Annotated in this window: 22 protein-coding genes; 4 read left to right on the forward strand and 18 right to left on the reverse strand. The window is 69.5% G+C overall.

Features of this window, described 5'->3' with window-relative positions; genetic code table 11:
• Nucleotides 1-323 precede the first annotated feature (323 nt).
• From KEG57_RS43615 to glnE, 4 genes are all read right to left on the reverse strand, one after another.
• A complete protein-coding gene (locus KEG57_RS43615) occupies nucleotides 324-1,652 on the reverse strand; it encodes a flotillin family protein (protein ID WP_272459608.1) in 1,329 nt (442 codons plus the stop codon).
• On the reverse strand, nucleotides 1,649-3,019 hold the full coding sequence (locus tag KEG57_RS43620; protein WP_272459609.1) for a flotillin family protein: 1,371 nt from the start codon (nucleotides 3,017-3,019) through the stop codon (nucleotides 1,649-1,651). Before KEG57_RS43620 ends, KEG57_RS43615 begins: the two co-directional genes overlap by 4 nt.
• A gap of 72 nt (nucleotides 3,020-3,091) precedes the next feature.
• A complete protein-coding gene (locus tag KEG57_RS43625) occupies nucleotides 3,092-3,697 on the reverse strand; it encodes an NfeD family protein (RefSeq protein WP_272459610.1) in 606 nt (201 codons plus the stop codon).
• 226 nt (nucleotides 3,698-3,923) lie between these two features.
• Nucleotides 3,924-6,899: a bifunctional [glutamate--ammonia ligase]-adenylyl-L-tyrosine phosphorylase/[glutamate--ammonia-ligase] adenylyltransferase gene (gene glnE / locus KEG57_RS43630; RefSeq protein ID WP_272459611.1), complete on the reverse strand. Its 2,976-nt coding sequence runs from the start codon at nucleotides 6,897-6,899 to the stop codon at nucleotides 3,924-3,926.
• A 158-nt stretch (nucleotides 6,900-7,057) separates the two neighbouring features.
• Between glnE and KEG57_RS43635 the strand changes: the two genes are divergently transcribed.
• Nucleotides 7,058-7,723, forward strand: coding sequence for a metallophosphoesterase family protein (locus KEG57_RS43635; RefSeq protein ID WP_272426700.1), 666 nt, complete (start codon nucleotides 7,058-7,060; stop codon nucleotides 7,721-7,723).
• A 138-nt stretch (nucleotides 7,724-7,861) separates the two neighbouring features.
• Nucleotides 7,862-8,791, forward strand: coding sequence for a GGDEF domain-containing protein (locus tag KEG57_RS43640; protein ID WP_272426699.1), 930 nt, complete (start codon nucleotides 7,862-7,864; stop codon nucleotides 8,789-8,791).
• A 7-nt stretch (nucleotides 8,792-8,798) separates the two neighbouring features.
• On the opposite strand, the gene trpA is transcribed toward KEG57_RS43640, so the two are convergent.
• From trpA to fni, 8 genes are all read right to left on the reverse strand, one after another.
• Nucleotides 8,799-9,635: a tryptophan synthase subunit alpha gene (gene trpA / locus KEG57_RS43645; RefSeq protein ID WP_272426698.1), complete on the reverse strand. Its 837-nt coding sequence runs from the start codon at nucleotides 9,633-9,635 to the stop codon at nucleotides 8,799-8,801.
• Nucleotides 9,635-10,837: a tryptophan synthase subunit beta gene (gene trpB / locus KEG57_RS43650; RefSeq protein ID WP_272426697.1), complete on the reverse strand. Its 1,203-nt coding sequence runs from the start codon at nucleotides 10,835-10,837 to the stop codon at nucleotides 9,635-9,637. The genes trpA and trpB overlap by 1 nt, the downstream gene beginning before the upstream one ends.
• 83 nt (nucleotides 10,838-10,920) lie before the next feature.
• Nucleotides 10,921-13,023 carry a M13 family metallopeptidase gene (locus tag KEG57_RS43655; protein WP_272426696.1) on the reverse strand — a complete coding sequence of 701 codons (2,103 nt, stop codon included), beginning with the start codon at nucleotides 13,021-13,023 and terminating at the stop codon, nucleotides 10,921-10,923.
• Nucleotides 13,024-13,161: 138 nt separating this feature from the next.
• A complete protein-coding gene (locus KEG57_RS43660; RefSeq protein WP_272426695.1) occupies nucleotides 13,162-14,601 on the reverse strand; it encodes a right-handed parallel beta-helix repeat-containing protein in 1,440 nt (479 codons plus the stop codon).
• 16 nt (nucleotides 14,602-14,617) lie between these two features.
• A complete protein-coding gene (locus tag KEG57_RS43665) occupies nucleotides 14,618-15,289 on the reverse strand; it encodes a phosphoribosylanthranilate isomerase (RefSeq protein ID WP_272426694.1) in 672 nt (223 codons plus the stop codon).
• Entirely contained in the window at nucleotides 15,286-15,663 is a 378-nt protein-coding gene (locus tag KEG57_RS43670; protein WP_136928355.1) for a response regulator, read from the reverse strand. The genes KEG57_RS43665 and KEG57_RS43670 overlap by 4 nt, the downstream gene beginning before the upstream one ends.
• Nucleotides 15,664-15,666: 3 nt before the next feature.
• Nucleotides 15,667-16,521: a GAF domain-containing protein gene (locus tag KEG57_RS43675; RefSeq protein WP_272426693.1), complete on the reverse strand. Its 855-nt coding sequence runs from the start codon at nucleotides 16,519-16,521 to the stop codon at nucleotides 15,667-15,669.
• Between the two features lie 84 nt (nucleotides 16,522-16,605).
• On the reverse strand, nucleotides 16,606-17,703 hold the full coding sequence (gene fni, locus KEG57_RS43680; protein WP_272426692.1) for a type 2 isopentenyl-diphosphate Delta-isomerase: 1,098 nt from the start codon (nucleotides 17,701-17,703) through the stop codon (nucleotides 16,606-16,608).
• 102 nt (nucleotides 17,704-17,805) lie between these two features.
• Here fni and KEG57_RS43685 point away from each other — a divergent pair, with 102 nt between their 5' ends.
• Both KEG57_RS43685 and argH read left to right on the forward strand, forming a co-directional pair.
• Complete coding sequence (locus tag KEG57_RS43685; protein WP_272426691.1) at nucleotides 17,806-18,768, forward strand: hypothetical protein; 963 nt, start codon at nucleotides 17,806-17,808, stop codon at nucleotides 18,766-18,768.
• Nucleotides 18,765-20,117, forward strand: a complete 1,353-nt coding sequence (gene argH / locus KEG57_RS43690) for an argininosuccinate lyase (protein WP_272426690.1) — start codon at nucleotides 18,765-18,767, stop codon at nucleotides 20,115-20,117. Before KEG57_RS43685 ends, argH begins: the two co-directional genes overlap by 4 nt.
• Here the strand turns inward: argH and rpiA are convergent.
• From rpiA to KEG57_RS43720, 6 genes are all read right to left on the reverse strand, one after another.
• Nucleotides 20,101-20,793 (reverse strand): ribose-5-phosphate isomerase RpiA, encoded by a 693-nt coding sequence (gene rpiA, locus KEG57_RS43695; protein WP_272426689.1) that lies wholly within the window; start codon nucleotides 20,791-20,793, stop codon nucleotides 20,101-20,103. The two genes, argH and rpiA, sit on opposite strands and share 17 nt — an antisense overlap.
• Nucleotides 20,790-21,464 (reverse strand): phospholipase D family protein, encoded by a 675-nt coding sequence (locus KEG57_RS43700; protein ID WP_272426688.1) that lies wholly within the window; start codon nucleotides 21,462-21,464, stop codon nucleotides 20,790-20,792. Before KEG57_RS43700 ends, rpiA begins: the two co-directional genes overlap by 4 nt.
• Nucleotides 21,461-21,886 (reverse strand): acyl-CoA thioesterase, encoded by a 426-nt coding sequence (locus KEG57_RS43705; protein ID WP_272426687.1) that lies wholly within the window; start codon nucleotides 21,884-21,886, stop codon nucleotides 21,461-21,463. Before KEG57_RS43705 ends, KEG57_RS43700 begins: the two co-directional genes overlap by 4 nt.
• A gap of 4 nt (nucleotides 21,887-21,890) precedes the next feature.
• Nucleotides 21,891-22,466 carry a DUF3501 family protein gene (locus KEG57_RS43710; protein ID WP_272426686.1) on the reverse strand — a complete coding sequence of 192 codons (576 nt, stop codon included), beginning with the start codon at nucleotides 22,464-22,466 and terminating at the stop codon, nucleotides 21,891-21,893.
• 20 nt (nucleotides 22,467-22,486) lie between these two features.
• Nucleotides 22,487-23,866, reverse strand: a complete 1,380-nt coding sequence (locus tag KEG57_RS43715; protein WP_272426685.1) for a heterodisulfide reductase-related iron-sulfur binding cluster — start codon at nucleotides 23,864-23,866, stop codon at nucleotides 22,487-22,489.
• 114 nt (nucleotides 23,867-23,980) lie between these two features.
• A complete protein-coding gene (locus KEG57_RS43720; protein ID WP_272426684.1) occupies nucleotides 23,981-24,403 on the reverse strand; it encodes a rubrerythrin family protein in 423 nt (140 codons plus the stop codon).
• Nucleotides 24,404-24,443 lie beyond the last annotated feature (40 nt).

Consider the following 24,443-nt stretch of genomic DNA (forward strand, 5'->3'; position numbering starts at 1 on the left):
GTGGGGGTTATTCGCCCCTCGACCCGAACCAGGGCAAGCCCTGGACTCGAGTTGGAAGAACTGCGCGATGCGCAGTTCTTCCACGGGTCGGTGGCAAGACCGTGGAGGTTCGTCTCGCGCACAGCGTTGCCGGTAGAACCGTCAGCGCGGCTGTCTTGGTTGGCAGGGTGCTTGGCAGTCTTGCCTCGCCCTGTTCGATGAACTGCGCATCGCGCAGTTCATCGACCCCGGGTCCAGCGCTTGCGCTGGTCCGGGTCCAGGGGCGGACAGCCCCGGTGGGGCCTGGGGCAACGCCCCAGCGAGGCGTCCCCAGGAAACCTCCGTCAGGCGCGCGGCGTGCGGCCTGGCGGAGGCGTGCTCCGCGAGGGGGCCTGCTGCGGCAGGGGCGGCGGGGACGGGGGCGCGAGTGCGGGTGCTGGTGCGCTCGTGCCGAGACGGCGCGCGACGTCGGTCAGATCGAGACCCGTGGCTGCGCGGATCTGCTCGGTCATGGCGATTGCCTTGCGCGCGAGTGAGCCGTCGTCGCCTGACGGGAGCACCGAGAGCGTGCCGATCTTCGTCGGCGTCCGGGCGCCTGCGATGTGCGGCAGCAGCGGCATCATCTGCTGGAGTGCGAGGATCTCCAGCGCGCCTGGCCCGGCCTTGCGGATCTCGTCGACGATGCGGTGCAGCGCCTCGGCTTCGGCTTTGCCGAGCTCGATGATCTTCGCTGCGTCGCCGCGCGCTTGCTCCTCGAGGTTCCGCCGCTCGGCGTCGTGCGGCTGGATCACGTCGGCGAGCAGTTGCCGCTCGACCTGGAGCGCGCGGGCCTTCTGGCGGTTGATCTCTGCCTTGACCTGCGCGATCTGCGCGAGGACCTGACCCTTCGCCTCCTGGATCATGGCCTCGCGACGGCTCATCGCGTCCTTGATGCGCTTCTGCGTCTCCTGCCGCGCGATCGCCAGGTCTGCGTCGATCTTGGCGACCTCGCTCTTCGCCCAGTTCTCGGCCTTCTGCTCGGCCGACTCGGCTTGCGTCCTGGCCTCGACGATGCTCGCGTCCATGCGCACGCTCGCGCCACGCATGCGGCCGATCGAGTTCAGATAGTTCGCGTCGTCGGCGACGTTCTGGATCTTCAGCGTGTCGAGCACGAGGCCCATGCGCTGCATGTCGTGCTCGGCCTCTTCGAGCAGCTTGTCCGCGAACGCGGTCTTGTCCTGGTTGACCTGCTCGGGCGTCAGCTGCGCGAGCACGCCGCGCACGTTGCCTTCGAGCGTCTCGCGCGCGATCGCTGCGATCTCGTCGCGCGACTTGCCGAGGAAACGCTCGACTGCGTTCGAGAGCCGCGGCTCCTCGCCGGGCAGTTTTACGTGCGCGACGCCTTGTACGTTGAGCGGGATGCCGCCCTTCGAGTAGGCGCCCTTCACGGAGATGTCGACCGGGATGTTGTTCAGATCCATGCGGTCGACGCGCTCGAGCAGCGGGATGCGCACGGCGCGGCCGCCGCGCACGGAGCGATAACCGACCTCGCGCGAGCCCACCTGATGCGACCCGCCCGAGAGAACGAGCACCTCGTTCGGCGAGCTCACGAGCAGGAGGTTCTTCAGCGTGTAGACGACGAAACCCACCACGACGAACGCGGTGAGACCGAGGACCATGATGATCGGAATCATGAAGCCCTCCCGTGCGATCCGAGGATCTGCTGGATGTCGATGCCCATCGCGCGCCCCGTCTCCTGAAGGACCCGCGTCACCGCGGCCGGGTATGCCGCGACGAGCGCGCTGAACGCCTCGACGTCGTTGCCCGCCACCACGTTGACCTCACCGACCTGCGTCTGCGCCACGCGCGCCGCCGCGGCCGTCACGAGCTGCCGGAGCTGCTGGAGCACGTATGCGTCCTTCGCCAGCTGCCCCGCGGCCGCCCACTCCTGCGCCACGAGCCGGAGCGCCTCGGCTGTCGCCTTGCCGTTCTCCACCGTCGGCGCCGCCTCGCCGCGCGCCTTGAGCTCCTGCGCCTTGCGGTTTGCCTCGGCCGGCAGGATGACGTCGCAGTTGAGGCGGAGCTTTTCGAGCTCGGCGCGCAGGGCCTGGAGCTCCTGCTCGGCCACGGCACGCTCGGTCTCGGCCGCGATCTCGGCCTCGTTCTCGATCTGCTTCGCCTCGGCTTCGAGCTTGGCGATCTCGGCGCGGTAGTTGTTGCGGCTCTGCACGATCACCGTCTCGGCGCGCTTCGCCGCCGTCTCGGCCGCCTGCCGCGCTGCTGCTTGCGCCTCGGCCACGGCCTGGTTCGCCGCGTTCTCGGCGTTCGCCGCGTCGCGCAGCATCGTTGCGATCCGACCGCGGCCGAGGTTCGCGAGGTAGTGCTGATCATCGGAGACGTGCTGGACCTTGAGCACGTCGAGCTCGAGCCCGAGCTTGTCGAAGTCGTCGCGCGCGTTCTCCACGAGCGTCTCGGCGAACTTGAGCCGATCCTCGTTCACCTCCTCGGGCGTGAGCTGCGAGATGACCTCGCGCAAAACGCCTTCGAGCGTCTGCTGCGCGGCGATGGAGATCTGCGTGGGCGTCGTGCCGAGGAAGCGCTCGACGGCGTTGCGCACGGCCGTGTCGTTGCTCGCGATCTTCACGTTGGCGATCGCGTGCACGCTGAGCGGGATGCCGCCCTTCGAGTAGGCGTTGTGCACCTGGACCTCGACGGGGAAGAGCCGCATGTCCATGCGGGCCACGCTCTCGAGGAAGGGCACGCGGAAGCCGCGGCCGCCGTGCAGGATCTTGTAGCCGCTCACGGTGCCGTCCGGCAGGACGTGCTTGCGGCCGCTGAAGACGAGGATCTCGTTGGGCCGGCAGATGAACAAGAACTGCCGGAGGATCGCCACGAAGATCCCGAAGAGCACGATGATGCCGCCCGCGGCGAGCAGCACCAAGACGGCTTGATCGAGGTCGGGCGTCCCCGCGCCCGATCCCACGTCGGTCGGAGGGCGCGTGCGCCGCTGCTGCGCGTCGATCGACGCGAAGAGCGCACTGCCGAGAAGATTGTACCCCATGCGCCGAGCGTAGCAGGCATGACGCCGCGCCCGGGCGTGATCGAACACGCGATCACGCGATTTCCTGGGACCTCAAGCGAGCTCGGAGGGCCGCCGCGATACACGCGCCACGTCGCCCTCCACGTCCTCCACGAGGACATGGTCGCCGCGCGCGATCTCCTCGCCGTCGCTGCGCGCGAGGATGTCGACGCTCTGACCCTTCAGGACGATGCGAATCTTGCCGACCTTGTCCTTGCCGACAGGCACGAGCACGCGCCCGATCGAGCCGCCGGCGCGGGTGACGTCCGCCGACGTCGACGCAGATCCTTGCGCCACAAAACGAAACGCGAGCTGCGCGAAGAGGCCCGACGAGAGGCCGGAGGCCGCCGCGAGTACGAAGATCACGACGGGCCCCGCGAGCGCGAAGAGGTGCAGGAGCGAGCCCGACATGCCGAAGCCGAGCAACGTAAAGACCCAGAACCGGAGCGAGAGGAAAAAGGCCAGGATGTCGCTCGCGCCGGTGCCCGCGGGCGTCGTGGCGAGCGACTTGCCGGAGAGGTCCTTCGCGAGATCCTTGCCGCCGCCGCTGCTCGCATCGTGCGCGTCGCCGGCGTCGGCGTCGCCCTTGCCCCCCGCTACGATCTGCACGAGCAAGATGCCCAGACCGACGACGAAGGAGAAGAGGTAGACGAGGCCCATCGACCGAGAGGATATCGCGGTACGTGGGCCGAACGATCCGGATCGGGTACCGGGGCGCCCGAATGCTGATCCAGACGATCCGGATCGGGTACCGGGCAAGCGGATCGGCGATCCGAACGGTCCGGATCGGCAACCCGGGCTCCAGGGAGGCGATCCGAACGATCCGGATCGGCAACCCGGGCTCCAGGGAGGCGATCCGAAGCGATCCGACCGCCTCCCGGGCGCCTCAGCTCCCGCGCAGCACGGTCTCGTAGACCTCGCGCACGCGCCCCGTGACCTCCTGGTACCGTGCGAGCAGCTCGACGGCGGCCTGCGCTCCCGGTCGATCCCGGATGCCCATCCGCCGCGCCAGCGGCCAGAGACCCGGCGCGCTCTCTTCGAGCAGGTGCGACGCGTCGGCGTGCACGATCCGGATGCGTCCGCCGAGCTTGCGCAGAAACGCATACCCGTCCCGCAGCGCCTCGGCCTGCTCCGGCGAGAGCTTGCCCGACGCCGCGAGTGCCTCGATCGCGAGCGCCGTCTCCGTGGTGCGTACGCCGGGATCCGCGCCGCTCAGCATTTGCAAGAACTGCACGCAGAGCTCGATCTCGAAGAGCCCGCCGCGCCCGAGCTTGAGGTCGTACCGCCCACGCCGCTCCAGCGAGAGCTCCTGCTCCATGCGGCCGCGCAGGCGGCGGAGCTCCTCGGCGACCTGCGCCGGATCACCGGGCATCGCGTACGCCGCCGCGTGCGCGATCTCGATCGCCCGCGCCCCGAGCTCGACGTCACCCGCGACGGCGCGCGCCCGCAAGAGCGCGAGGCGCTCCCAGGCCGCGGCCTCGACATGCGGCGTGTCCGGCCCCTTCGCGTGATACCGCGCGAAGGCGTCGATCGACGTGACGAGCAAGCCCTGGTTGCCCGAGGGCCGGAGGCGCGTGTCGAGCTCGTAGCCGGGCCCGGCCGGGTGCAGGATCGAGATCAAGCGGATCACGCGGCGCGCCGAGCGCGCGAAAAACGCGTCGGGATCCGTGCCGGCCGGGGCCTTCTCCGGATCGAAGAGGAAGAGGACGTCGAGGTCCGAGCCGTAGCCGATCTCGCGTCCGCCGAGCGTGCCGACCGCGAGCACGGAGAGGCCTCGTACGGGCTCGCCTTCCGGCGTGCCGAGCGCATGCCGCGTCGCCGCTTCGAGCGAGGCATCCGCGAGCTCCGAGAGCACGTACCCGACCTCGCGCGGGCCAAGCTCGCTCGCGAGATCCGCGAGGCCCACGTCGATCACGACACGCGCCTTCGCCTGGCGGAGCGCGCCGACGAGCTGCTCGTCGGGATCCTCGTCCACCGCCGCGGCCTCGCGCTTGGCCTGGTCGAGCTCCGCGCGCGCGGACGCGGGCGTCGGGACACCACGCGCGAACAGGATGCGATCGCCGTGCTCGGGGTGCTGCACGAGCGCCTCGGCGAGGAACGCGCTGCCTCCGATCGCCTCGACGAGCCTTCGCACGAGGCGCGGCTCGTCGCCGAGGAAACGCAGGTACACGCCGGGATGACGGAGCCGCGCGAAGAGCCTGCGGAGCGTGCGCGCAGCCTGCTCGGGATCGGCCGCGTCGGCCACGGCGTCGAGAACCGCTTCGCCAAGGCGCGGATACGCCTCGCGGCTGCGCGCGCCGAGCACCGCGTCCGGGCGGCGCGAGAGATCGAAGAGATCCCGCGCGACGTCGCCCCAGCGCTCGACGGTCTCGAGAGCGTCGGTCGCTTCGGGCGTCGCGCCGGGCAAGGAGACCTGCGCGACGCGACGGAAGGCCGCCTCGAACGCCGCGGCGTCGCCATCGTCGAGCGCGGCGAGGGCCTCGGCCCAGGGGGAAGGCGCGGGCGCGCCGTCGGGCACGAGCGAGCGGAAGCGCGCTTCCACGCGGCCGAGGTGTTTTGCCAGGTCGACCTCGAACGCCTCCGCGGATGCGAAGCCGAGCGCCCGCGCGAGCCTGCCTGCGGATTCGGCGTCCGCGGGCCACACGTGCGTCTGCAGGCCCGTGCCGAGCTGCACGGCGTGCTCGGCGCGGCGAAGCGCGAGGTACGCCTCGGCGATCTCGCGCGCCTCGCGATCCGTCACGAACCCAGCCGCGCGCAAGCGCCGGAGTCCATCGAGCGTGCCCTTCACACGGAGGCGCGCCTCGCGGCCGCCCCAGATGAGGAGCAGCGTCTGCACGAAAAACTCCGCCTCGCGGATGCCACCCGATCCGAGCTTCAGATCCCGCCCCGGCTCGCGCGAGAGCTCGGTCCGCGCCCGCTGCACGAGCTTCGTCATCTCGACGGCGATCGTCGGATCGACGCGCCTCCGCCACACGAACGGCTCGAGCGCGGCGAGCACCTCGTCACCGAAGTCGAGATCCCCCGCGATGGGCCGCGCGCGCACGAGCGCCGCGCGCTCCCACGTCCGCCCGAACGACTCGTAGTACCGCTCGGCCGCGGCGAGCGAGTTGACGAGCGGCCCGCTCCGACCCTCCGGCCGCAAACGCAGATCCACGCGCCACACGAACCCGTCCGCGGTCACGTCTTCGAGCGACGCCGTCACGCGCCGCGCGACACGCGTCCAGAAGTCGTGGAGCGGGAGCGTCTCGCCGCCGCCCTGCGTGCATCCGCCCTCGTCCGTGTCGTAAAAGAACACGAGATCGACATCGGATCCCACGTTGAGCTCGCCCCCGCCGAGCTTGCCCATGCCGAGCACCACGAACCGCGCGGGCGCGCCGCTCTCGCGTCGCGGAGGACCAAACCTCGCCGAGAGCTGCGTGATCGCGTCCTTCACGGCCGCGTCGATCGTCACCTCCGCGAGCACCGCGATCTCGTGCGACGTCACATCGACGTCGGCGCCTCCGAGCGAAGGTGGCAAGAGCTCGCGCAGCGCCACGCGAATCCGCTCTTCCCGCGCGAACTTCCGCAGCTCACGCGCCACCCGCTCGCCGTCGTCGCCGTCCCCGATCCGCGCCCGAAGCCTCGCGACGAGCCCAGCGCGATCCCGCGCCGCCTGGTGCCCTTCGGCCGCGATCGTCGCCACGATCTCGGGCGACGCTTCGAGCGCGGGGGCGAGGCCCGGGTACGCGCTCGCGAGCAGCACGGCGAGGGCGAAGCCGACCGAGCCGGGCTCGAGTCGCTCGGCGAAACGCGCGGCGTAGATCTCGGCGCGCCGCCTGTCGATCCGCTGCGCGAGGGCGTGGAGCCGGGAGCGCCGGAGCATCGGAAGGCCGCAACGTAGCAGCGACGCGCGTTCGGCGCCTGGTCTCGTTTTTCTCCTCGGCCCGCGCCGAGCAGGCGGGGCGGACGCGCCACCGACTTCCCTCTTCTCGATCCCGATGCGCCTTGGCGAGGCTCCGCCCACCTCCTATGCTCCGCTGCGTGCGTCTCCTCTGCCTGTCCGACATCCATGGACGCGCGGATGCGCTCTCCGCCGTACTCGCGGTGGCCGAGCGCCGCGGCTATTCGAAGATCCTCGTCGCCGGCGATCTCTGCTTTCCCGGCCCCGATCCGCTCGAGACGTGGCGCCGGCTCACGCAGATGCAGGCCATCCTGGTCCAGGGCACCGGCGATCGCGCGCTCGCGACGCTCGACATCAGCAAGGTCGTCCCGAAGAGCCCCTACGAGCGCTCGCGGCTCGAGCGTCTCTCGGAGGTGCGCACCGAGCTCGGCCAGCTCATCCTCGCGCGGCTCGGCCGGCTCCCCACGACCCACCGCATGAACCTCGAAGACGGCAGCGAGCTCCTGCTCGTCCACGGATCCCCGGTCGATCCGTTCGAGCCGTTCTGCCACGACATGACGGACGAGGAGATGGCGGCCCTGCTCGGCGACGATCCGGCCGACGTGATCGTCTGCGGCGGCTCGCACGTGCCGTTCGACCGCATGGTCCAGGGCGTACGGATCGTGAACGTGGGCAGCGTCGGCGAAGCCCCGGGCGGCGAGGGCGCAGGGCAAGGCTTTTCGCACGCCGACGTCACGCTCCTCGAAACCAGCATCGCCGGCGTCGAGGTCGAGCAGATCGCCGTCCCCCTCGGGAAGGCGGCTTAGTGAGGGCGCGGCGAACCCGTCGGCCCTCCAGTCGGCTGGCTTTCGTTCAGCTTCTTGTCACCCCGAGAAACCACTCTGTCCCTGCACGGTAGTCGTTCCCAAGCGACGACGTGCAGCGCTATGATGCAGTTTGGCAGCATGAACAGCGGGCCGCCTGACGACGATATCGAAGCCACGCGGGTCGCCCACGTGAAGGAGCTCCAGGACGAGCTCAGGGCTCGATCGCAGCGTGATCGCGCCTATCTCATCGTGCTCGTCGGCTCGAACGTCGGCGAGATGTTCGAGGTCGAGTTTCCGGAGACCGTCCTGGGCCGTGGGGCGAACGCCACGGTGCGTCTGAACGACGACGGCATCTCGCGTCGCCACGCGCGGCTCGTCCGCGCCGGCAACGACGTGGTGCTGGAAGATCTCAACAGCTCGAACGGCACCTCGGTGAACGGCGAGAACATCAGCCAGCGCATCCTGCGCGACGGCGACAAGATCCGCCTGGGATCGACCACGATCCTCAAGTTCACCTACCACGACCACCTCGACGTCAGCTTCCAGCAGCAGATGATCGATGCGGCGCTGCGCGACGGGCTGACGAAAGCGTTCAACAAGCGCTACTTCCTGAGCCGTCTCGAGACCGAGATCGCCTACGCGAAGAGGCACCGCGCGCCGCTCTCGCTCGTGATGTTCGACGTCGATCACTTCAAGCGCGTGAACGACACGTACGGCCACCTCGCCGGCGACTACGTGCTCACGAAGATCTCGAAGCTGACGATGAACACGGTGCGGACCGAGGACGTCTTCGCGCGCTACGGCGGCGAGGAGTTCGGCGTGATCTGCCGCGGCGTGACGCTCGGCAACGCAGGCATCCTCGGCGAGCGGCTGCGCGCGGTCGTGGAGACCACGCCCTTCGAACACGAAGGGACGCGCATGCAGATCACGATCAGCGTCGGCGTCGCCGCGCACCCGGATCTGCCAGTGGAGACGCCCGAGCAGCTCATCGCCGCCGCCGACGAGGCGCTCTACCAGGCGAAGCGGACGGGCCGAAACCGCGTCCTCCTGAAGCACGGGACAGGCTGACAGGCTTCTACGCGGATTCGTCGAGGGCTCGTCGCAGCTCGCCGACGAAGGAGCGAACGACGCGCCGTTGTTCGTCGCCGCTCGTGGCCTGCTCGATGCGCCGCGCGAGCGCGGTGCCGACGACGACGCCATCAGCACCGCCGGTCGTCTCGCCCGCCGCGAGCCTCGCACTCGCGCCGCTGTCGATGCCGAAGCCAACGAGCACGGGCCGGTCGAACGATCGATGCATCGCCTCGGCATCCCGCGCGGCCGCGGCGAGATCCGACGGGCTCGCCCCCGTCACGCCCGTCATCGAGATCGAGTACACGAACGCGCGCGGCGCGCCGTCGAGCGGCATGGAAGCGCGCCGGATCGCCTCGACCCGCGCCGCATGGCTCGTCGGCGAGACGAGCGGCACCACGCCGAGCCCCTCGGCCGCGCACGCGCCCCGGAGCGGCCCCGCCTCCTCGGGCGGCAAATCCACGACGAGCAGCGCATCCACGCCCGCCTCCCGCGCGAGCCGCGCAACCCGCGCCTCCCCCGCGACGAGCACGGGGTTGTAGTACGTGAACAGCACGAGCGGCGCCTCCGAACGAGCGCGAATGCGCGACGCGACTTCGAGTACCCGTTCGAGCGTCGCGCCCGCCGCGATGGCTCGTTGCGCCGCGCGTGCGAGCGTCGGACCGTCGGCCGTGGGATCGCTGAACGGCACGCCGAGCTCGAGGATGTCCGCGCCCGCGTCGATCGCCTCGACCGCGAGAAACCCCGACGCCTCGAGCGAAGGATCTCCGACGCAGAGGTACACGCAAAGCGCCTTCCGGCCCGCGCGCCGGAGCTCGACGAAGCGCTGATCGATCCGGTGCATCACTTCCCTCCGCCGTACGCCGTGATCGTGTCCAGGTCCTTGTCGCCGCGGCCCGAGAGGCACACGAGGATCCGCGCAGGCCGTCCCCTCGCCTCGGCCTCGCGCTGCGCGATCTGCCCGATCGCCGCGAACGCGTGCGCTGTCTCCAGCGCGACCACGATGCCCTCCGCGCGCGCGACCTCCCGCGCCGCGTCGAGCGCCTCCGTGTCCGTCGCCGAGACGTACGTCGCGCGCCCCGTGTCGCAGAGCCGCGCGTGCTCCGGCCCCACGCCCGGATAATCGAGCCCCGCGCTCACCGAGTGCGCCTCGTTCACCTGCCCCGCGTCGTCGCAGAGCACGTACGTCTTCGCCCCGTGCAGCACGCCGATGCGCCCACGCGAGAGCGTCGCCGCGTGCTTGTCCGTGTCGAGCCCGAGCCCCGCGGCCTCGACGCCGTAAAGCGACACGCTCGTATCACCCTCGAACGCCTTGAAGATCCCGATCGCATTCGAGCCGCCGCCCACGCACGCGATCACCACGTCCGGCAGCGCCCCGCGATCGAGGCACGACGCACGCGCCTCGTCGCCGATGATCCGCTGCAGCGACGCGACGAGCGTGGGATACGGGTGCGGCCCCGCCGCGCTGCCGACGCAGTAGTACGTCGTGCGCACGTTCGTCACCCAGTCGCGCAGCGCCTCGTTCATCGCGTCCTTCAGCGTCCGCGACCCCGACTCCACCGGCACCACGCGCGCCCCGAGCAGCCGCATGCGCGCGACGTTCGGCGCCTGCCGCTCCATGTCGAGCGCGCCCTGGTAGACCTCGCACGGCAGGCCCAAGAGCGCCGCCGCCGTCGCCGTCGCCACACCGTGCTGCCCCGCGCCCGTCTCCGCGATGATCCGCGTCTTGCCCATCGCCTTCGCGAGCAAGAGCTGTCCGAGCGCGTTGTTGATCTTGTGCGCCCCCGTGTGACAGAGGTCCTCACGCTTGAGCAGAAGCTCCGCGATCGCACCTCCGTCCGGATCGATCCGCCGCGCGAGCCGCTTCGCCTCCGTCAGGGGCGTCGGCCGTCCGACGTAGCTCCGCAAGAGCTCGTGAAGCTCCGCCTGGAACGCCGGCGCCGGCAGGATCTCCTGCCGCGCGCGATCGAGCTCCTCGAGCGCGGGCACCAGCGTCTCTGCGACGAAGCGCCCTCCGAACTGTCCGAAATACCCTGCCCCGAGCACCTGGGAAGCCTGCTCGCCCGCGTCCTACCGGGCGAGCAGGTCCTTCCTGAAAGGCGTGTGCAGCGAGCCCCGCGGCGCGCAGGTCACCAAACGGAACACATCTTCGCCGGGTGCATCGGCGTGCCCTCGGCGCACGAGAACGCCTGGGCGAACTCGGGCGTGTTCACGAGCGGACCGTTCACACGGAACCGCGGCGCCGAGTGCGTGTTCGTCTTCGCGTGGAGACGCGCGTACTCGTCGCGGCTCTTCGCGCACCAGGCCTGCGCGTGCGCGAGGAAGAACTGCTGATCCTCGGTGAAGCCGCCTGCGACGGTCATGTTCGCCGCGCCCTTGCGCATCTCGCGGTAGGCCATGAACGCGAGCTTGATGCCGCCGAGATCCGCGATGTTCTCGCCGAGCGTGAGCTTGCCATTGAGCTTCACGCCGGGCAGCGGCTCGTACGTCGAGTACTGCTCCTCGACGCACGTCGTCTTCTTCTTGAACAGCTCCCCGACGGCGGGCTCCCACCAGTTCTCGAGGTTGCCGTTGCCCGCGTACTGCGAGCCCTCGTCGTCGAAGCCGTGCGTCAGCTCGTGGCCCACGACCATGCCCATGCCGCCGAGGTTCACCTGGATCGCCGACTTCACGTCGTAGAACGGCGGCTGCAGGATCCCGGCCGGGAAGACCATGTGGTTCTTCTGCGCGTCGTAGTACGCGTTCACCATCGGAGGGCTCATCTGCCACTCCTCGCGATCGACGGGCTTGCCGATCTTGGCGAGCCTGCGCTTCTGCTCGAACGCGCCCGCGGCCATCGCGTTCTTCCCGTAGCTCTTCCGGTCGACCTCGAAGTCGTAGCTACGCCACTTCGCCGGGTAGCCGATGAGGTAGGCCATGGTGGAGAGCTTGGCGAGCGCGCGCTCCTTCGTCTTCTCGTCCATCCAGTCGAGCGACTTGACGCGCACGCCGAAGGCCTTGCTGATCTCCTGCACCATCTGCTCGGCGGCGCGCTTCGAATCGCCCGCGAAGTGGCGCGACACGAACGGCTGCGCGACGAGCTCGCCGAGCGCGTGATCCGTGGCCTCGACGCACCGCTTCCAGCGCGGCTTCTGCTCCTTCAGACCGAAGAGGCGGGCGCGAAGGGAGAACGCTTCGTCCACGAACGGCTTCGACAGCTCGTCGGCCGACGCGCGCACGATCTGCCACGTCAGGTAGCTCTGCCAGACGTTCGGCTTCACCGACGTGAGCAGCTTGTCGAGGCCCTCGAAGAAGGGGATCGACGTGAGGTTCGCCTGCTTCACGTCCGAGATCCCGAGCGCCTTGAAGTACACGTCCCAGGGGAACGTCGGCGCCTTCTTGGCGAGATCCGCGCGGCTCACCATGTTGTAGATGCCCTTCGGATCGCGGCGCTCCACACGCGTCTTCGAGATCTTGGCGATGTCGGTCTCGAGCGCGAGCACGTCCGCCGCGGCCTTCTTCGCGTCCGCCTCGGCGAGCCCCGCGAGCTTCAGCATGCGCTCGACGTGAGCGACGTACTCCGCGCGCAACTTCTTCGAATCGTCGTCGTCCTTCGTGTAGTAGTCGCGATCCGGCAGTCCGAGCCCGCCCTGATCGAGCGTGGCGATGACGCGCGTCGCGTCCCCGGGATCCTGCTCGCCCGAGATCCAGAACAGCGGGAAGATGCCCTTTCCGTGCAGGTCGGTGACCAGCGCGGTCACGTCCTTCGCCGACGAGACCTTCCGCGCGCGATCGACGAGCGGCTTGATCGGCGTGATGCCCGCGGCGTCGACGGCCGCTTCATCCATGCACGCGGCATAGTAGTCGCCGATCTTCTTCGTCGTCGGATCGGGGTTCTTCGCCTTGCCCGCGTCCTCGAGGATCGTCTTCAGCGCGAGCTCGTTGCGCTTGTCGATCTCGCTGAAGCTCCGCACCCAGGTCGCCTCGTCGGAGGGGATCTCGGTCGACTTGAGCCAGCCGCCGCAGGCGAACGAGTAGAAGTCCTTGCAAGGATCGACCGATTTATCGAGCGCGGCGCCATCGAGGCCCACGCTCTCCAGCGTGACCTCCACGGGCGGCGGCCCCTTGTCGGCGGGCAACGCGACGGTGGGCACGGGGCCCGCCGTGTTGGTGATGGGCTCGGGCGTGGCCGAGCCACACCCAGCGAGGAGGGACATCGCCACGGAGGCGAAGGCGAGGGAAAGCGTGCGCATACGAGTCTCCGGTCGGGGGAGCGGCATCCTAGGACGAACCGCGGACGTCGCAACGATGGACGTCGCTCCGAAGCCCGTGTGAACCCGCGAGAGCGCGTGAACCGGAGAGGACGTGGAGAGCCGTGATCGAGACCGCGATCAGCGACGCGAGATTTCTACGCGCCGCCGGCCCCTGCGCGCCGCGACGGCCGCGCCGATCGCGAGGCCCGTGATCCAGCCGAAGGACGCATCACCGCCGCCGACGACCCGGCAGCCGCAGCTCCCCTCCTCGCCGTCCGTGCCTCCACCATCTCCTCCGCCAGCGCCTCCGCTTCCGCCAGCGCCTCCGCTTCCGCCAGCGCCTCCGCCGCTTCCTCCGCTTCCGCCTCCGCTCCCGCCGGCGCCGCCGCTTCCACCGCTTCCGCCCGCGCCTCCCTCACCGCCGAGCTCGTAGGCGCCGATGTCGATCGTGCCGACCGTCGTGCGCCCCGCCGCGTCGGCCGGGTGCACGTAGTGAAACTTGGGGGTCAAATCGATCCCGCCGCCCATTCCCGGCGCCTCGCCCCCGTCCACGCAGGGCGATCCGTCCTTCAGCCGGTAGTCGAACGCGGCCTGGTCGACGAACATCGGATCGCCCTCGAAGTTCTTCCCGAGGATCGCGTTGCCCTGGTTCGTCAGCGTCCCGGGCCCGACGAAGATGTTGTTCCGGATGACCGCGGGCACCGCGGCCGCGTTGATGTTCAGGAACGTGCCGCCGTTCGGGCGCTCGTTGACGAACGTGTTGTTCACGACGTAGAGCTCGGTGTTTTGGTTCGCCCCGTTCGACTCCATGCGATAGGCCAGGATCGAGCTGTTGTCGGTGTTCGGCCCCTGCTGGATGAGGTTGCCGATGACGAACGACAGGCCGCCGCTCGGCAGGTCGATCTCGTAGCTGCCCGTCCCGTCCTCCCCTGTGAGGCGGTTGTAGAGCACGTGGTTCTCGAGCGCGCGCGACTTCAGCAGGTGGCCGATCTTCGCGGCGTGCGAGTAGTTGTGCTGGAAGACGAGCTTCTTGACGTGGTTGATGTAGAGGTTGTGCGACTGGCCGTCGCCGAAACCGTTGTTCGCGAACTCCGTGTACTCGATGAGGATCGTGCTCGCCGCGTTGTCGCCCGCGAGGATGCCGTTCTCGTTGTCGTGGAAGTAGCAGCCGCGGATCGTGAGGTTCGCGCCCTCCTGACGGATGCCCGCGCCGTTCTGATCCGGGACCGTGGCGCCGCTGAACTCGATGTTCTCGACGACCGTGTCGTTCCCCGCGATGACCCAGGTCGCCTTGCCGCCTGAGTTCTTCCCTGCCGCGTCGATCTTCGCGAGGCCACCGACGCCCCGCAACGTGAGCCCGTTCTTCGACCAGCCGCAGACATCGCCGTCGTAGGTGCCGGCCGCGTCGATCTCGATCGTGTCGCCGTCGCTCGCTGCCGCGATCGCCTGACAAGGCGTCGCGTGCGTCTTGCCCGGACCCACCGTCAGCGTCGCCGCCGATGCCGTCGCCGTCGCGAGCACGCACGGCACCGCGACGAGAACCGCCAAAAGCTCTCTCGAACCTCTCCGCATCATCATCACCAAGACCTCCTACTTACGCGTCGTCCGCGCCGTCCGCCGCTCCTGCGGCTTCCAGCGCGGCGCGCCGAGCTTCGTGGACGAACGCGCGCATCTTGCGCTCATCCTTCACTCCTGGCGCGGACTCGACGCCGCTCGCGACGTCGACGCCCCACGGGCGCACGACGCGCACCGCCTCGGCGACGTTGTCGGGCCCGAGCCCGCCCGCGAGTAGGAGGCGACGCGCGCGCGCGAGCTCGACGACGAGCGCCGGATCGACGCGCACGCCCGTCCCCCCCTTTTGTCCCGGGACACGCGCATCGACGAGCAGGAGATCACCGCCGTATCGCGCCGCGAGCGCGACGTCCTCCGCGCTGCCGATGCGCAGCGCCTTGAACGCGCGCGGCCCGAGCGTGTCGATCACCTCGGGCAGCTCGTCTCCATGGAGCTGCACGCGATCGAGCCCGACCTCTCGGGCAAGCTCCTCGATGCGTGGCGGATCCAGATCGGCCACAACGCCGACGATCTCGACGCGCCCACGCGCGGCATCCGCGAGCGCGCGCGCGAGCGTCACGTCGATACGACGCGACGAACCAGGAACGAAGTTGAGGCCGATCATGTCGGCGCCCGCGGAGACGGCGGCCTCCACGTCCTCGATCCGCGTGAAACCGCAAATCTTGACGTGGAGGGCCGGGGGCAGCCGATTCACTCGATGCCGAGGAGCTCTTTGACCTTGGCGATCACCTGGGGCGCCTGGATGGGCTTGGTGATGTACGCGTTCGCGCCGAGCTGCAGCGCGCGCTGCCGGTCTTCTTGCGAGCCCTCGGTCGTGATGATGATGATCGGCGTGTCCTTGTGTACCGGATCCGACCGGACACGCTTGACGAGCTTCAGCCCGTCCATGATCGGCATGTTGATGTCGGTGATGATGACGTCGTACTTCGTCGAGGCGAGCTTGCGCAGGCCGTCGACGCCGTCGTCCGCCTCCGTGACGCGCAGGTTCTTGAGCCGCGCGAGCGCGAAGACCAAGAGCTGCCGCATCATGGGCGAATCTTCGACAATCAGGCAGGAGTACTCGGCCATCGATCAGTCCTCCAGGTCGAGGAACGCCTGTACGGAAGGCACCTTGCGACCTGCATCGGTAAACAGCCGCGCGCTGACGAGCGCGAGGGCGGCCTGCGCGCCCAGGAGCCGGAACAGCTCACCGTCCTGGTCGTCGAAGGCCGTCTTTTGGGAAAGCGTCCCGAAGATGGCGATGACGCCGATGGGCTGGCCATCGATGAGCAGCGGTACCACCGCCGCGGGGCGCTCGACCGTGCCCTTCGAGACGTCGTTTTCGGCGTCGTAGTACAGCTTGCCGGTGGAATAAGCACGCCCGATCGGGCCGTCGTCCACCGGTAGGGTCGCGATGTCGGCGAAGCTCTGGCCCTCGGTCGCCACCGCCACGAGCTCCTTCTTGTCGTCCGAGGCGATGTAGACACCGAACCGAGCCGCGCCGAGCAGCTGCGCCAGGAGCTCCTTGATGTTGCGGAGCACGTGGCGAACGTTCGTCGAGGAGTGGAGCTGCGAGGTCGCGACGTAGAGGTTCGCGAGGCTCGCGAGCTCGGACTCCACTTCCTGATGGCGCGAGGTGTAGCGATCGCTCACCGCCTCCATCGCCACCGAGCGCTGGAGCAGCGCGTTCTTCTCGCTCTCGAGCGCCTCGATCTTCCGCACCAGATCCCGGATCGCCGTGTCGCTGGCGATGTGCGAGCGGAGCCTCCCGTTCTCGCTCTCGAGCTCCGAGAGGCGCTCGCGGAGACGTTCGTTCTCCTTCAGGACCTCTTCGGTCAGCTGAGCGCCTTTGCGGAAGAACTGCTGGATGAACAAATCCCGCTCCCTTTTCAGGTCTTCCGGAGGCTGTTCGCTGGGCGCTTTGGATCGCCCTTCGTTGTCGCTCATCGTCTCCCTGGGATCTCCAGCGACCCGGACGGTAGCACGCCCGGCTCGCCGGCAGGAAGGCCCCTTAAGATGGCCGGGCCAAGCTCATTTCTTCCGGCCGCCGGCCGCGAGGGCCGCCCAACGCTCGAGATCCGGGGAAAGAAGGGTCGGCACTCGCCGAAGGGCCCGTACGTCCCGTGCGCCCACCAAAAGCATGACGGCGCGAAGCTCGGACTCCACCTGGTCGAGGAAGGCGAGCGCACCATCCCGGCCACCCGAAAGAAGCGCTTGCAGAACGGGACGAGCAATCCCAGCCGCATGCGCGCCGAGGGCGATCGCCTTCGCCACGTCGACGCCGTTCGTGACGCCGCCGGTCGCGATGATGCTCTTGAACCGCGGCCGCATCTCGCGCGTCACCAGCACCGAAGCCGCCGTCGGCACGCCCCAGTCACGCAGCATCACGCCGAGCGATCGCTCCTGTCCCGCGGCGCGCGCCGTCTCCACCGCGACCCAGCTCGTGCCGCCCGCGCCCGACACGTCCACGTGCCGCACGCCCGCCTTCGCGAGCTTCTTCGCGGCGCGCGGCCCAATCCCGCAGCCCGTCTCCTTCGCGACGACCGGCACGGCAAGCTCCGCGACGAGCCGCTCGAGGGCCCCGACCACGCCCTCGAAATCACGATCCCCGCCCGGCTGCACGATCTCCTGCGCCGGGTTCAGGTGCACGCAGAGCGCGTCGGCGCCGACGGCCTCGACGAGCTCCATGACCTTCGCGGTCTCGAGGCTCTTGGCCTGCACGCCGCCGATGTTGCCGAGCACGAGCGTCGTCGGCGCCACGTCCCGCACCATGTACGTCTCGCGCGGCTCGCCCTTCAGGATCGCGCGCTGGCTGCCGAGGCCGAAGCCGTAGCCGCGCTCCTCCGCGATCCGCGCGAGCTCCCGGTTGATGCCCCGCGCGCGCTCGGTGCCGCCCGTCATCGCCGCGATCACGAGCGGCACGCGGAGCTTCTTGCCGAGCAGCTCGATCGACGTGTCGATGTCGTCGATCACGAGCTCGGGCAGCGCGTCGTGCACGAGCTCGACGCCCTCGAACAGCGTCGTCTTCGCGCGGAACCCCACGTCGCCCGTGGCGCAGAGGTCGATGTGGTCGGCCTTGCGCGTGGAGATCGGCGAGGCCTGAGCCGGGAGTGTATGCAGTTCGGTCATTCGATCCGTCCGCCCCCTCCATGAGGCTTGGCGGTCCACGAATCAAGGGAAAGAATCCCCGACACTTTCGACGCGACGCCGCCCACGCACTAGACTGATCGCATGGATCTACCCGCCGAACCGAGAGTCCGCTGGATCCTCCATCGCGCCGCGGCCCTGCTCGAGCAAGGCACCGAGCCCGTGCGCGGCCTCGTGCTCCCCACCGCCGACTATTTTCCCGATCCCTTCGATGGATCGCCGAACGCGGTGGCGAAGCTCCTCGAGCGCGTGCAAGCGCTCGCGGGCCTCTCGGATCTCACGGTCGAGCTCACGCTGATCACGCCCGAAGGCGAGACGATGAGCACGGGCTGCGGCAGCGGCGCCTGTGGCCCCGGCGGCAAGATCGAAGCGCGCCTCGATCGCGTAGGTCGTCGCCCCGATGGCTCGTACGTCGTCGCGGTGGGCACGGGCGAGGTGCGTGATCCCGTGGTCCTCACGACGGCCCTCGTCCGCTCCGTGGCCTGCATGTTCATGACCGAGGCCGACGCGTACGACGGGCTCTCCACGGCCGAGCGCGAGCCCGTCACGGATCTCGCGGGTGTGCTGCTCGGCTTCGGCGTCCTGCTCGCGAACGGCTCGCACGTCGTGGTGAAGGGCTGCGGCGGCGCGAAGGTCCACTCCGCGACGCGCCTCACCACGAACGAGCTCACGCTCGCGCTCGCCATGTTCTGCAAGCTCTTCGGCACGGATGGCCGGGTCGCCACGCGGCACCTCGATCCCGTCCCGCGCGAGCGCTTCGCGGAGTCCGAGACCTGGGCTCGCGCGAACGCGGCCGTCGTGCGCAGGCTGCGCGAGGATCCGGACGGGATCCGGAGCGACGCGTTCGTCCTCGATCAAGCCGAGGGATGGATGTCGCGCCTCTTCAGCTTCGGCCGCAGCAAGCGCGCGCCCACGGCCGAGGAGACACTCTCCGAGCTCGAACGATCGATGCGCGCTTCGGCGCCGAAAAAGACTGTCGATCCCGAACGCGCCAAGAAGCTCGCCGAGCTCCGCGCGCTCGTGGACGAGACCCTGGAAGGACAATGAGCGGACGACTCTGGGACAAGGGCGGCGCCACCGACGCCGCCATGCTCCGTTACACCTCCCGCGACGACTGGAAGCTCGATCAGCGCCTACTCGCCTACGACCTCGTGGCCACGCGCGCGCACGTACGCGGGCTCCGTCGCATCGGCGTGCTCTCGGAGGGCGAGCTCGACGCCATGGAGCGCGCGCTCGCCGAGCTCGTCCGCAAGAACGACGCCGGCGAGCTCGTGCTCACCGAGGCCGACGAGGACGGCCACACCGCGATCGAAGCCGCGCTCGTCTCGATGCTCGGCGACACCGGCAAGAAGGTGCACACGGGCCGCAGCCGCAACGATCAGGTCCTCGTCGCGATGCGCCTCTACGAGCGCGACGCGATGGACGAGCTCGAAGCGCTCGTCGTCGCCGCGGCCTCGGCCCTCGTCGCGCTCGCGCGTCGCGAGGAGAAAACACCGCTCCCCGGCTACACGCACCTCCAGCGCGCCGTGCCGAGCTCGGTGGGCCTCTGGGCTGGCTCCTTCGCCGAAGGCCTCCTCGACGCGGTCACCATCGTCCGCGCCGCGCGCGCGCTCACCGATCGCTCCCCGCTCGGCGCCGCCGCCGGCTACGGCGTGAACCTCCCGCTCGATCGCGAGGGCGTCGCGCGCGAGCTCGGTTTTTCCGACGTTGCCTGGAATCCGCTCGGCTCGCAGACCTCGCGTGGCATCGTCGAGGCCACCCTCCTCGCTGCCGCGTGGCAGGTCATGGCGATCGTCCGCAGGCTCGCGTGGGACCTCTCCCTCTTCACGACGAGCGAGTTCGGCTTCGTGCGCCTCCCCGACGCGTTCACCACGGGCTCGTCGATCATGCCGCAGAAGCGCAACCCCGACGTCGTCGAGCTCATGCGCGCGGCCTGCTCGATCGTTCAGGGCGCGCTCGTCGAGGTCCAGACCCTCGTCGCGCTCCCGTCCGGATATCACCGCGATCTACAGCTCACGAAATCGCCCGTCCTGCGTGGCCTCGACGAGACGCTCGCCACGGTCCGCCTCCTCCCGCGCCTCGTCGAGGGCCTTCGTTTTGACCACGAACGAATGCTCGCGGCGATCACGCCCGAGTGCTTCGCCACCGACCGAGCCGTCGAGCTCGCCGCCTCCGGCGTCCCTTTCCGCGAGGCCTATCGCCGCGTCGCCGACGAAATCAAAGGGCTCGCCCAGGGCGACGCGCCGGCGAGCCTCGCCGCGCGTGTCTCCCCAGGCGCCCCGGGCGATCTGCGCCTCGATCTCCTCGAAGCGCGCCTCGGGTCGTTCCACGCTCGGGGGCTACGCTCGGACGAGCCGAGCTACGCCCCCGAACCCCCGCTCACCGCATCTCGGTAACCGCGTCCGCGCCGCCCACCAGCACCACGTCCGCCAAGTCGACGAACAGGCCCGTATCGACGACGCCCGGGATACGCCGCACCTCGGCGTGCATCCGATCCGGGTCGTCGAGCGGCTCGAAGCGCGTGTCGAGAATCCAGTTCATGTTGTCGGTCACGAAGGGAAAACCGTCCGCCTTCTTGCGCACGACAGGCTCACCACCGAGGTTTTTCAGGTGCCGCGACGCCGTGGCCACCGCGAACGGCACCACCTCGATCGGGATCGCCGTCCTCGATCCGAGCTTGTTCACGAGCTTCTCCGGCGTCACCAGGATCACGAGCCGCTCGGCCTCGTACGCGACCACGCGCTCACGCAGGAGCGCGCCGCCGAGGCCCTTCGTGAGCGCGAGCTCCGGCGTCACCTCGTCTGCGCCGTCGAACGCCACGTCGATCCCGTGGATCTCTTCGAACCCGACGCACTCGATCTGAAGCCTCTTCGCGAGTTCCTCCGAGCGCTTCGAGGTCGGCACGCCTCGCACGCGGAGCCCTCGGCGCACCCGCTCGCCGAGGCGCTCGATGAACGCCTCCGCCGCGCGCCCCGTGCCGAGGCCGAGCGTCATGCCATCCGCCACGTGCGTGAGCGCTGCCTGCGCCACTCGATCGAGCGCGGCCGGATCCGGACCCTGAGACATCGTCATGCCCCGCCCTTGCTCGATCGCGGCCCCCGCGGCAACCGCGAACGACCTTTTCCCGCGGCCTTCTTCGCCGGCGCCTTTGCGCTCGGCGTAGCAAAACCCCCCGATCCATCGAGCGGCGCCGGGCAAACGTCGCGCACCCTGCAGCCTTTGCACTCTCTCCCAGACCAGATCCGATCGAACGCCTCCTGCATCTCGTCGAGCAGCACGTCGTCGTCCGTCAGGATCCCCGCCTCGAAATTGCGCCGCCCCTCGCCTTTCGCGCCGAGCCCCGCGCCCGTCAGGTTCGCCGATCCGAGGTACAGCGCCGCGCCGTCGACCGCGATCATCTTGAGGTGCACGCGCGGACAGCGTCGCATCGCGAGCCCACCTGCGAAGAGCTCCTCGTGCCGCGCGAGCTCCTCGCGAAACGCGCGTGACGGCACGCCCGCGTGAAGCAGCCTGAGCTCCACCCCGCTCTGCGCGAGGCCCCGCAAGACATCCAGCAACGACACGTATCGTCCCCGCGCGCGCGCCCGCGATCCCACGGGCGCCTCCACGCGCAGCTCCTTCACGTTCGCCGTCGCGATCCACACGCTCACGCGCGCCGACGCGAGCACGCGCTGCACGAGCACGTCGTAATGCGCGCGGTCCCGGAGCAAGCGCAGCTCGACGCGCCGGCCGCCCAGGCTCAAGGCGACGTGGCCTCGACTGAGAGGTGCGTTGCGAGGATCGACCGCACGTCGTCCGGCATCGGGCACGACGCCATCACGTCGAGGTTCGTCGTGACGATCGTGTGCTCCACCATCGCCACGAGCACGGAGCCCTCGTCACGCAGCATCCGGTACCGCAGCGTCGCGCTTCGGTTCCCGAGGTGTGCCGTGCTCGTCTCGATCCGCAGCACCTCGCCGTACCGCGCCGGCGCGCTGAACGACATGTTCACCTTCACCGCGGGCAAACCTACGCGCCGCTTCACGATGAGGTGCGGATATCCCCCGTCGAGCCCCCCGAAGAAGTGCTCCATCGCCTCGTGGGCGAAGCCGAGGTAGTGCCCGAAGAAGACGATGCCTGCGGCGTCGACCTCCTCGAACTTGATCGGCCTCACGAAGGCGATCATGGCTTCAAGCGAGATCCTCGGCGAGCTTCGTGATCGACGCGGGCCCGAGCTCGGTCCGCACCATGTACCGCGGATGATCCACGCGCACCGCGACCTTCGCCGTCTTCGCGCGGATCGCCGCGACCGCGTCCTCGGAGAGCTTCACCTTGAAGTAGTGCACCGCCGTCGTCCGGTCCGGCATCACGCCCTTCGGATCACTCTTCGCGGGCGCGCGCACGCCGTCGATCTCCACGCTCACGCAGCCTTCGAGGCCCCGGAGCTCGATCAGCATGCGGTCGCGGACCACGGCGTCCGGGATCTCCACGAACAAGGTCAGGCTCAGCTCGCCCGGGGCCGGGATCAGATCGTTGTACGTATCGAGCTCGTGCTTGATCCCGCTCTCGCTCGTGATGCGCTCGGTGCGCAGCATCTCCTGGATCTGCAAGAGCACCGAGTCCCGGTTCTCGAACACCCCCGACATCTGCTCGCCGAGCTTCACCCGCCGCGGCCGCTTCTCCTCGATGACGCGCGCCCGGAACCTCGCCCGGATCTGCTCGTAGTCGCCGAGGGGCAGGATCTCGCTCCGATCGATCGGTCGCATCGCTCTCTTCTCCTCCAGGATCAGGCTCGTTTGGCCTTCGTCGTGGGTTCGGCGCCCTCGGCCGGCAAGAGCCCGTAGGCACGCGCGAGCGCCTCGATCGGGTGGAGAACGTGCTTGCCCGTCTCCTTCACCACGCGCAGCCCTGCCAGCGTGCAGTCACTCACGACCATGTCCGGCTCCGTGTCCGACACGCCGCGCACGAGCTTCTGCGCGTAGCGGCGCCCCGTCTCGTAGTTCGCCGCCTTCATGCCCCACGTCCCGTCGACGGCCGAGCACTGCTCGATCACGCGCACGTCCGTGTCGGGCACGACGCCGAGCACGCGCGCGCCGGGAAAACCGACCTTCTGCGCGCGCAGGTGGCAGGCCGCGTGATAGGCGACCTTGCCGAGCTTCTCCGGGAACTCGCGCACGAGCTTCTTCTCGCGGCCGAGCTTCACCAAGAACTCCATGAGGTCGATCGTCGCCGCCGCGACCTCCTTCGCCTCGGGCGTCGGCAAGTACTCCGCCCACTCCTTCTTCATCGTGTAGCCGCACGTCGGCCCCGGCACGACGATCGATCGGCCCGCGCGCACGTGCGGCAGCAGCAGCTCCACGTTGTGCCGGATCTTCTCGGTCGCGGCCTTCACGTCGCCGCCGTCGAGGTTCGGCATCCCGCAGCACGTCAGCATCGCGCCGCGATCTTCCCCCGCGCCGGGGTAGCGCACGCGCACGCCGTTGTGCTCGAGCACGCGCACCGTCGCGTGCGCCACGTTCGGCACGTTGTACTCGCCGTAGCAGGTCGCGAAGAGCACGACCTCGCCGTTCTTCCCCGCGTTCTCGGCCGGCTCGTGATCCGCGAACCACTCGCCGAACGTCACCTTTGCCATCGGCGGCAGCGGGAACTCCGCCGAGATCCCCGTCACCTTCTCCTGCACCTTGCGCACGAGGCTCGACGCGAGGACGAAGTTCGAGATCGGCGCCATCACGCCCCCGCCCACGGCGCCGATCGCCTGCGGCTCGCCGAGGATCTTGTCGACGAACGTGATCCCGTCGCGCGCGGCGCGGTTCGCTCGTTCGCGGGCCATGAGCCGCGGGAAGTCGAGCATCTCCGACGAGCTCTCGTCAGGCGTGTACGGGCACTTGATATAACAGAGCTTGCACTGCCAGCAGGCGTCGCTGACGGCCTTGATGTCCGCGTCGTCGATGAGCTCTGCGCCCTCGGCGCGGCCCGACTCGATCGCCTTGTCGACCCGGTTGAACAGCTCCGGGAACGAGCCGCAGTAGTTCACGCACATGCGGCACTCGTGGCAGATCTGGAACGCGCGGCGCAGCTCCGCCTCGAGATCGCGCGCGTCGTAGTAGCGCGGATCGTGCGGGCTCGTCGCCGGCGGGGCCTTGGGCTTGCGGGGGATGACGCTCACGGCTTGCTCTCGTCTCCGGTTCGTCCGGGCAAAGGGAAGGGCCGCCAAAGGCGCGGCAGGCGCGCGGGAGAGCGAGCGGTTGCCGCTCGCCCGCGCGCCCCGCGGCGCACTCGATCAGAAGTCGAGCGTATCGAGGGCCTTCGCGAAGCGGCCCGCGTGCGACTTCTCGGCCCTCGCGAGCGTCTCGAACCACTCGGCGATGTCGTCGAAGCCCTCCTCGCGGGCCGTCTTCGCCATGCCCGGGTACATCGTCTCGTACTCGTGCGTCTCGCCGGCGACGGCGGCCTTGAGGTTCTTCTCCGTGTTGCCGATCGGCAGGCCCGTGGCGGGATCGCCGGCCGCCTTCAGGTAGTCGAGGTGGCCGTGCGCGTGGCCCGTCTCGCCGTCGGCCGTGTCCTTGAAGAGGCCCGCGATCTCGGGGCGCCCTTCCACGTCCGCGACCTTGGCGAAGTAGAGATAGCGGCGGTTCGCCTGCGACTCGCCGGCAAACGCGTCCTTCAGGTTCTGGTGGGTCTTGCTTCCTGCGAGGTTCGCCATGGGATCTCGTCTCCTTCGTACTTCGGAACGATGGGGAGGA

It is taken from the genome of Polyangium jinanense, assembly GCF_028435365.1.

Coding starts and splice junctions, on each gene's coding strand:
- KEG57_RS43640 (WP_272426699.1), top strand. CDS start 7,862: ATGAACAGCGGGCCGCCTGACGACGATATCGAAGCCACGCGGGTCGCC.
- KEG57_RS43705 (WP_272426687.1), bottom strand. CDS start 21,886: ATGATCGCCTTCGTGAGGCCGATCAAGTTCGAGGAGGTCGACGCCGCA.
- trpA (WP_272426698.1), bottom strand. CDS start 9,635: ATGCACCGGATCGATCAGCGCTTCGTCGAGCTCCGGCGCGCGGGCCGG.
- KEG57_RS43655 (WP_272426696.1), bottom strand. CDS start 13,023: ATGCGCACGCTTTCCCTCGCCTTCGCCTCCGTGGCGATGTCCCTCCTC.
- KEG57_RS43615 (WP_272459608.1), bottom strand. CDS start 1,652: ATGATTCCGATCATCATGGTCCTCGGTCTCACCGCGTTCGTCGTGGTG.
- argH (WP_272426690.1), top strand. CDS start 18,765: ATGAGCGGACGACTCTGGGACAAGGGCGGCGCCACCGACGCCGCCATG.
- KEG57_RS43685 (WP_272426691.1), top strand. CDS start 17,806: ATGGATCTACCCGCCGAACCGAGAGTCCGCTGGATCCTCCATCGCGCC.
- glnE (WP_272459611.1), bottom strand. CDS start 6,899: ATGCTCCGGCGCTCCCGGCTCCACGCCCTCGCGCAGCGGATCGACAGG.
- KEG57_RS43620 (WP_272459609.1), bottom strand. CDS start 3,019: ATGGGGTACAATCTTCTCGGCAGTGCGCTCTTCGCGTCGATCGACGCG.
- KEG57_RS43660 (WP_272426695.1), bottom strand. CDS start 14,601: ATGATGATGCGGAGAGGTTCGAGAGAGCTTTTGGCGGTTCTCGTCGCG.
- fni (WP_272426692.1), bottom strand. CDS start 17,703: ATGACCGAACTGCATACACTCCCGGCTCAGGCCTCGCCGATCTCCACG.
- KEG57_RS43720 (WP_272426684.1), bottom strand. CDS start 24,403: ATGGCGAACCTCGCAGGAAGCAAGACCCACCAGAACCTGAAGGACGCG.
- KEG57_RS43670 (WP_136928355.1), bottom strand. CDS start 15,663: ATGGCCGAGTACTCCTGCCTGATTGTCGAAGATTCGCCCATGATGCGG.
- KEG57_RS43675 (WP_272426693.1), bottom strand. CDS start 16,521: ATGAGCGACAACGAAGGGCGATCCAAAGCGCCCAGCGAACAGCCTCCG.
- KEG57_RS43710 (WP_272426686.1), bottom strand. CDS start 22,466: ATGCGACCGATCGATCGGAGCGAGATCCTGCCCCTCGGCGACTACGAG.
- rpiA (WP_272426689.1), bottom strand. CDS start 20,793: ATGACGATGTCTCAGGGTCCGGATCCGGCCGCGCTCGATCGAGTGGCG.
- KEG57_RS43625 (WP_272459610.1), bottom strand. CDS start 3,697: ATGGGCCTCGTCTACCTCTTCTCCTTCGTCGTCGGTCTGGGCATCTTG.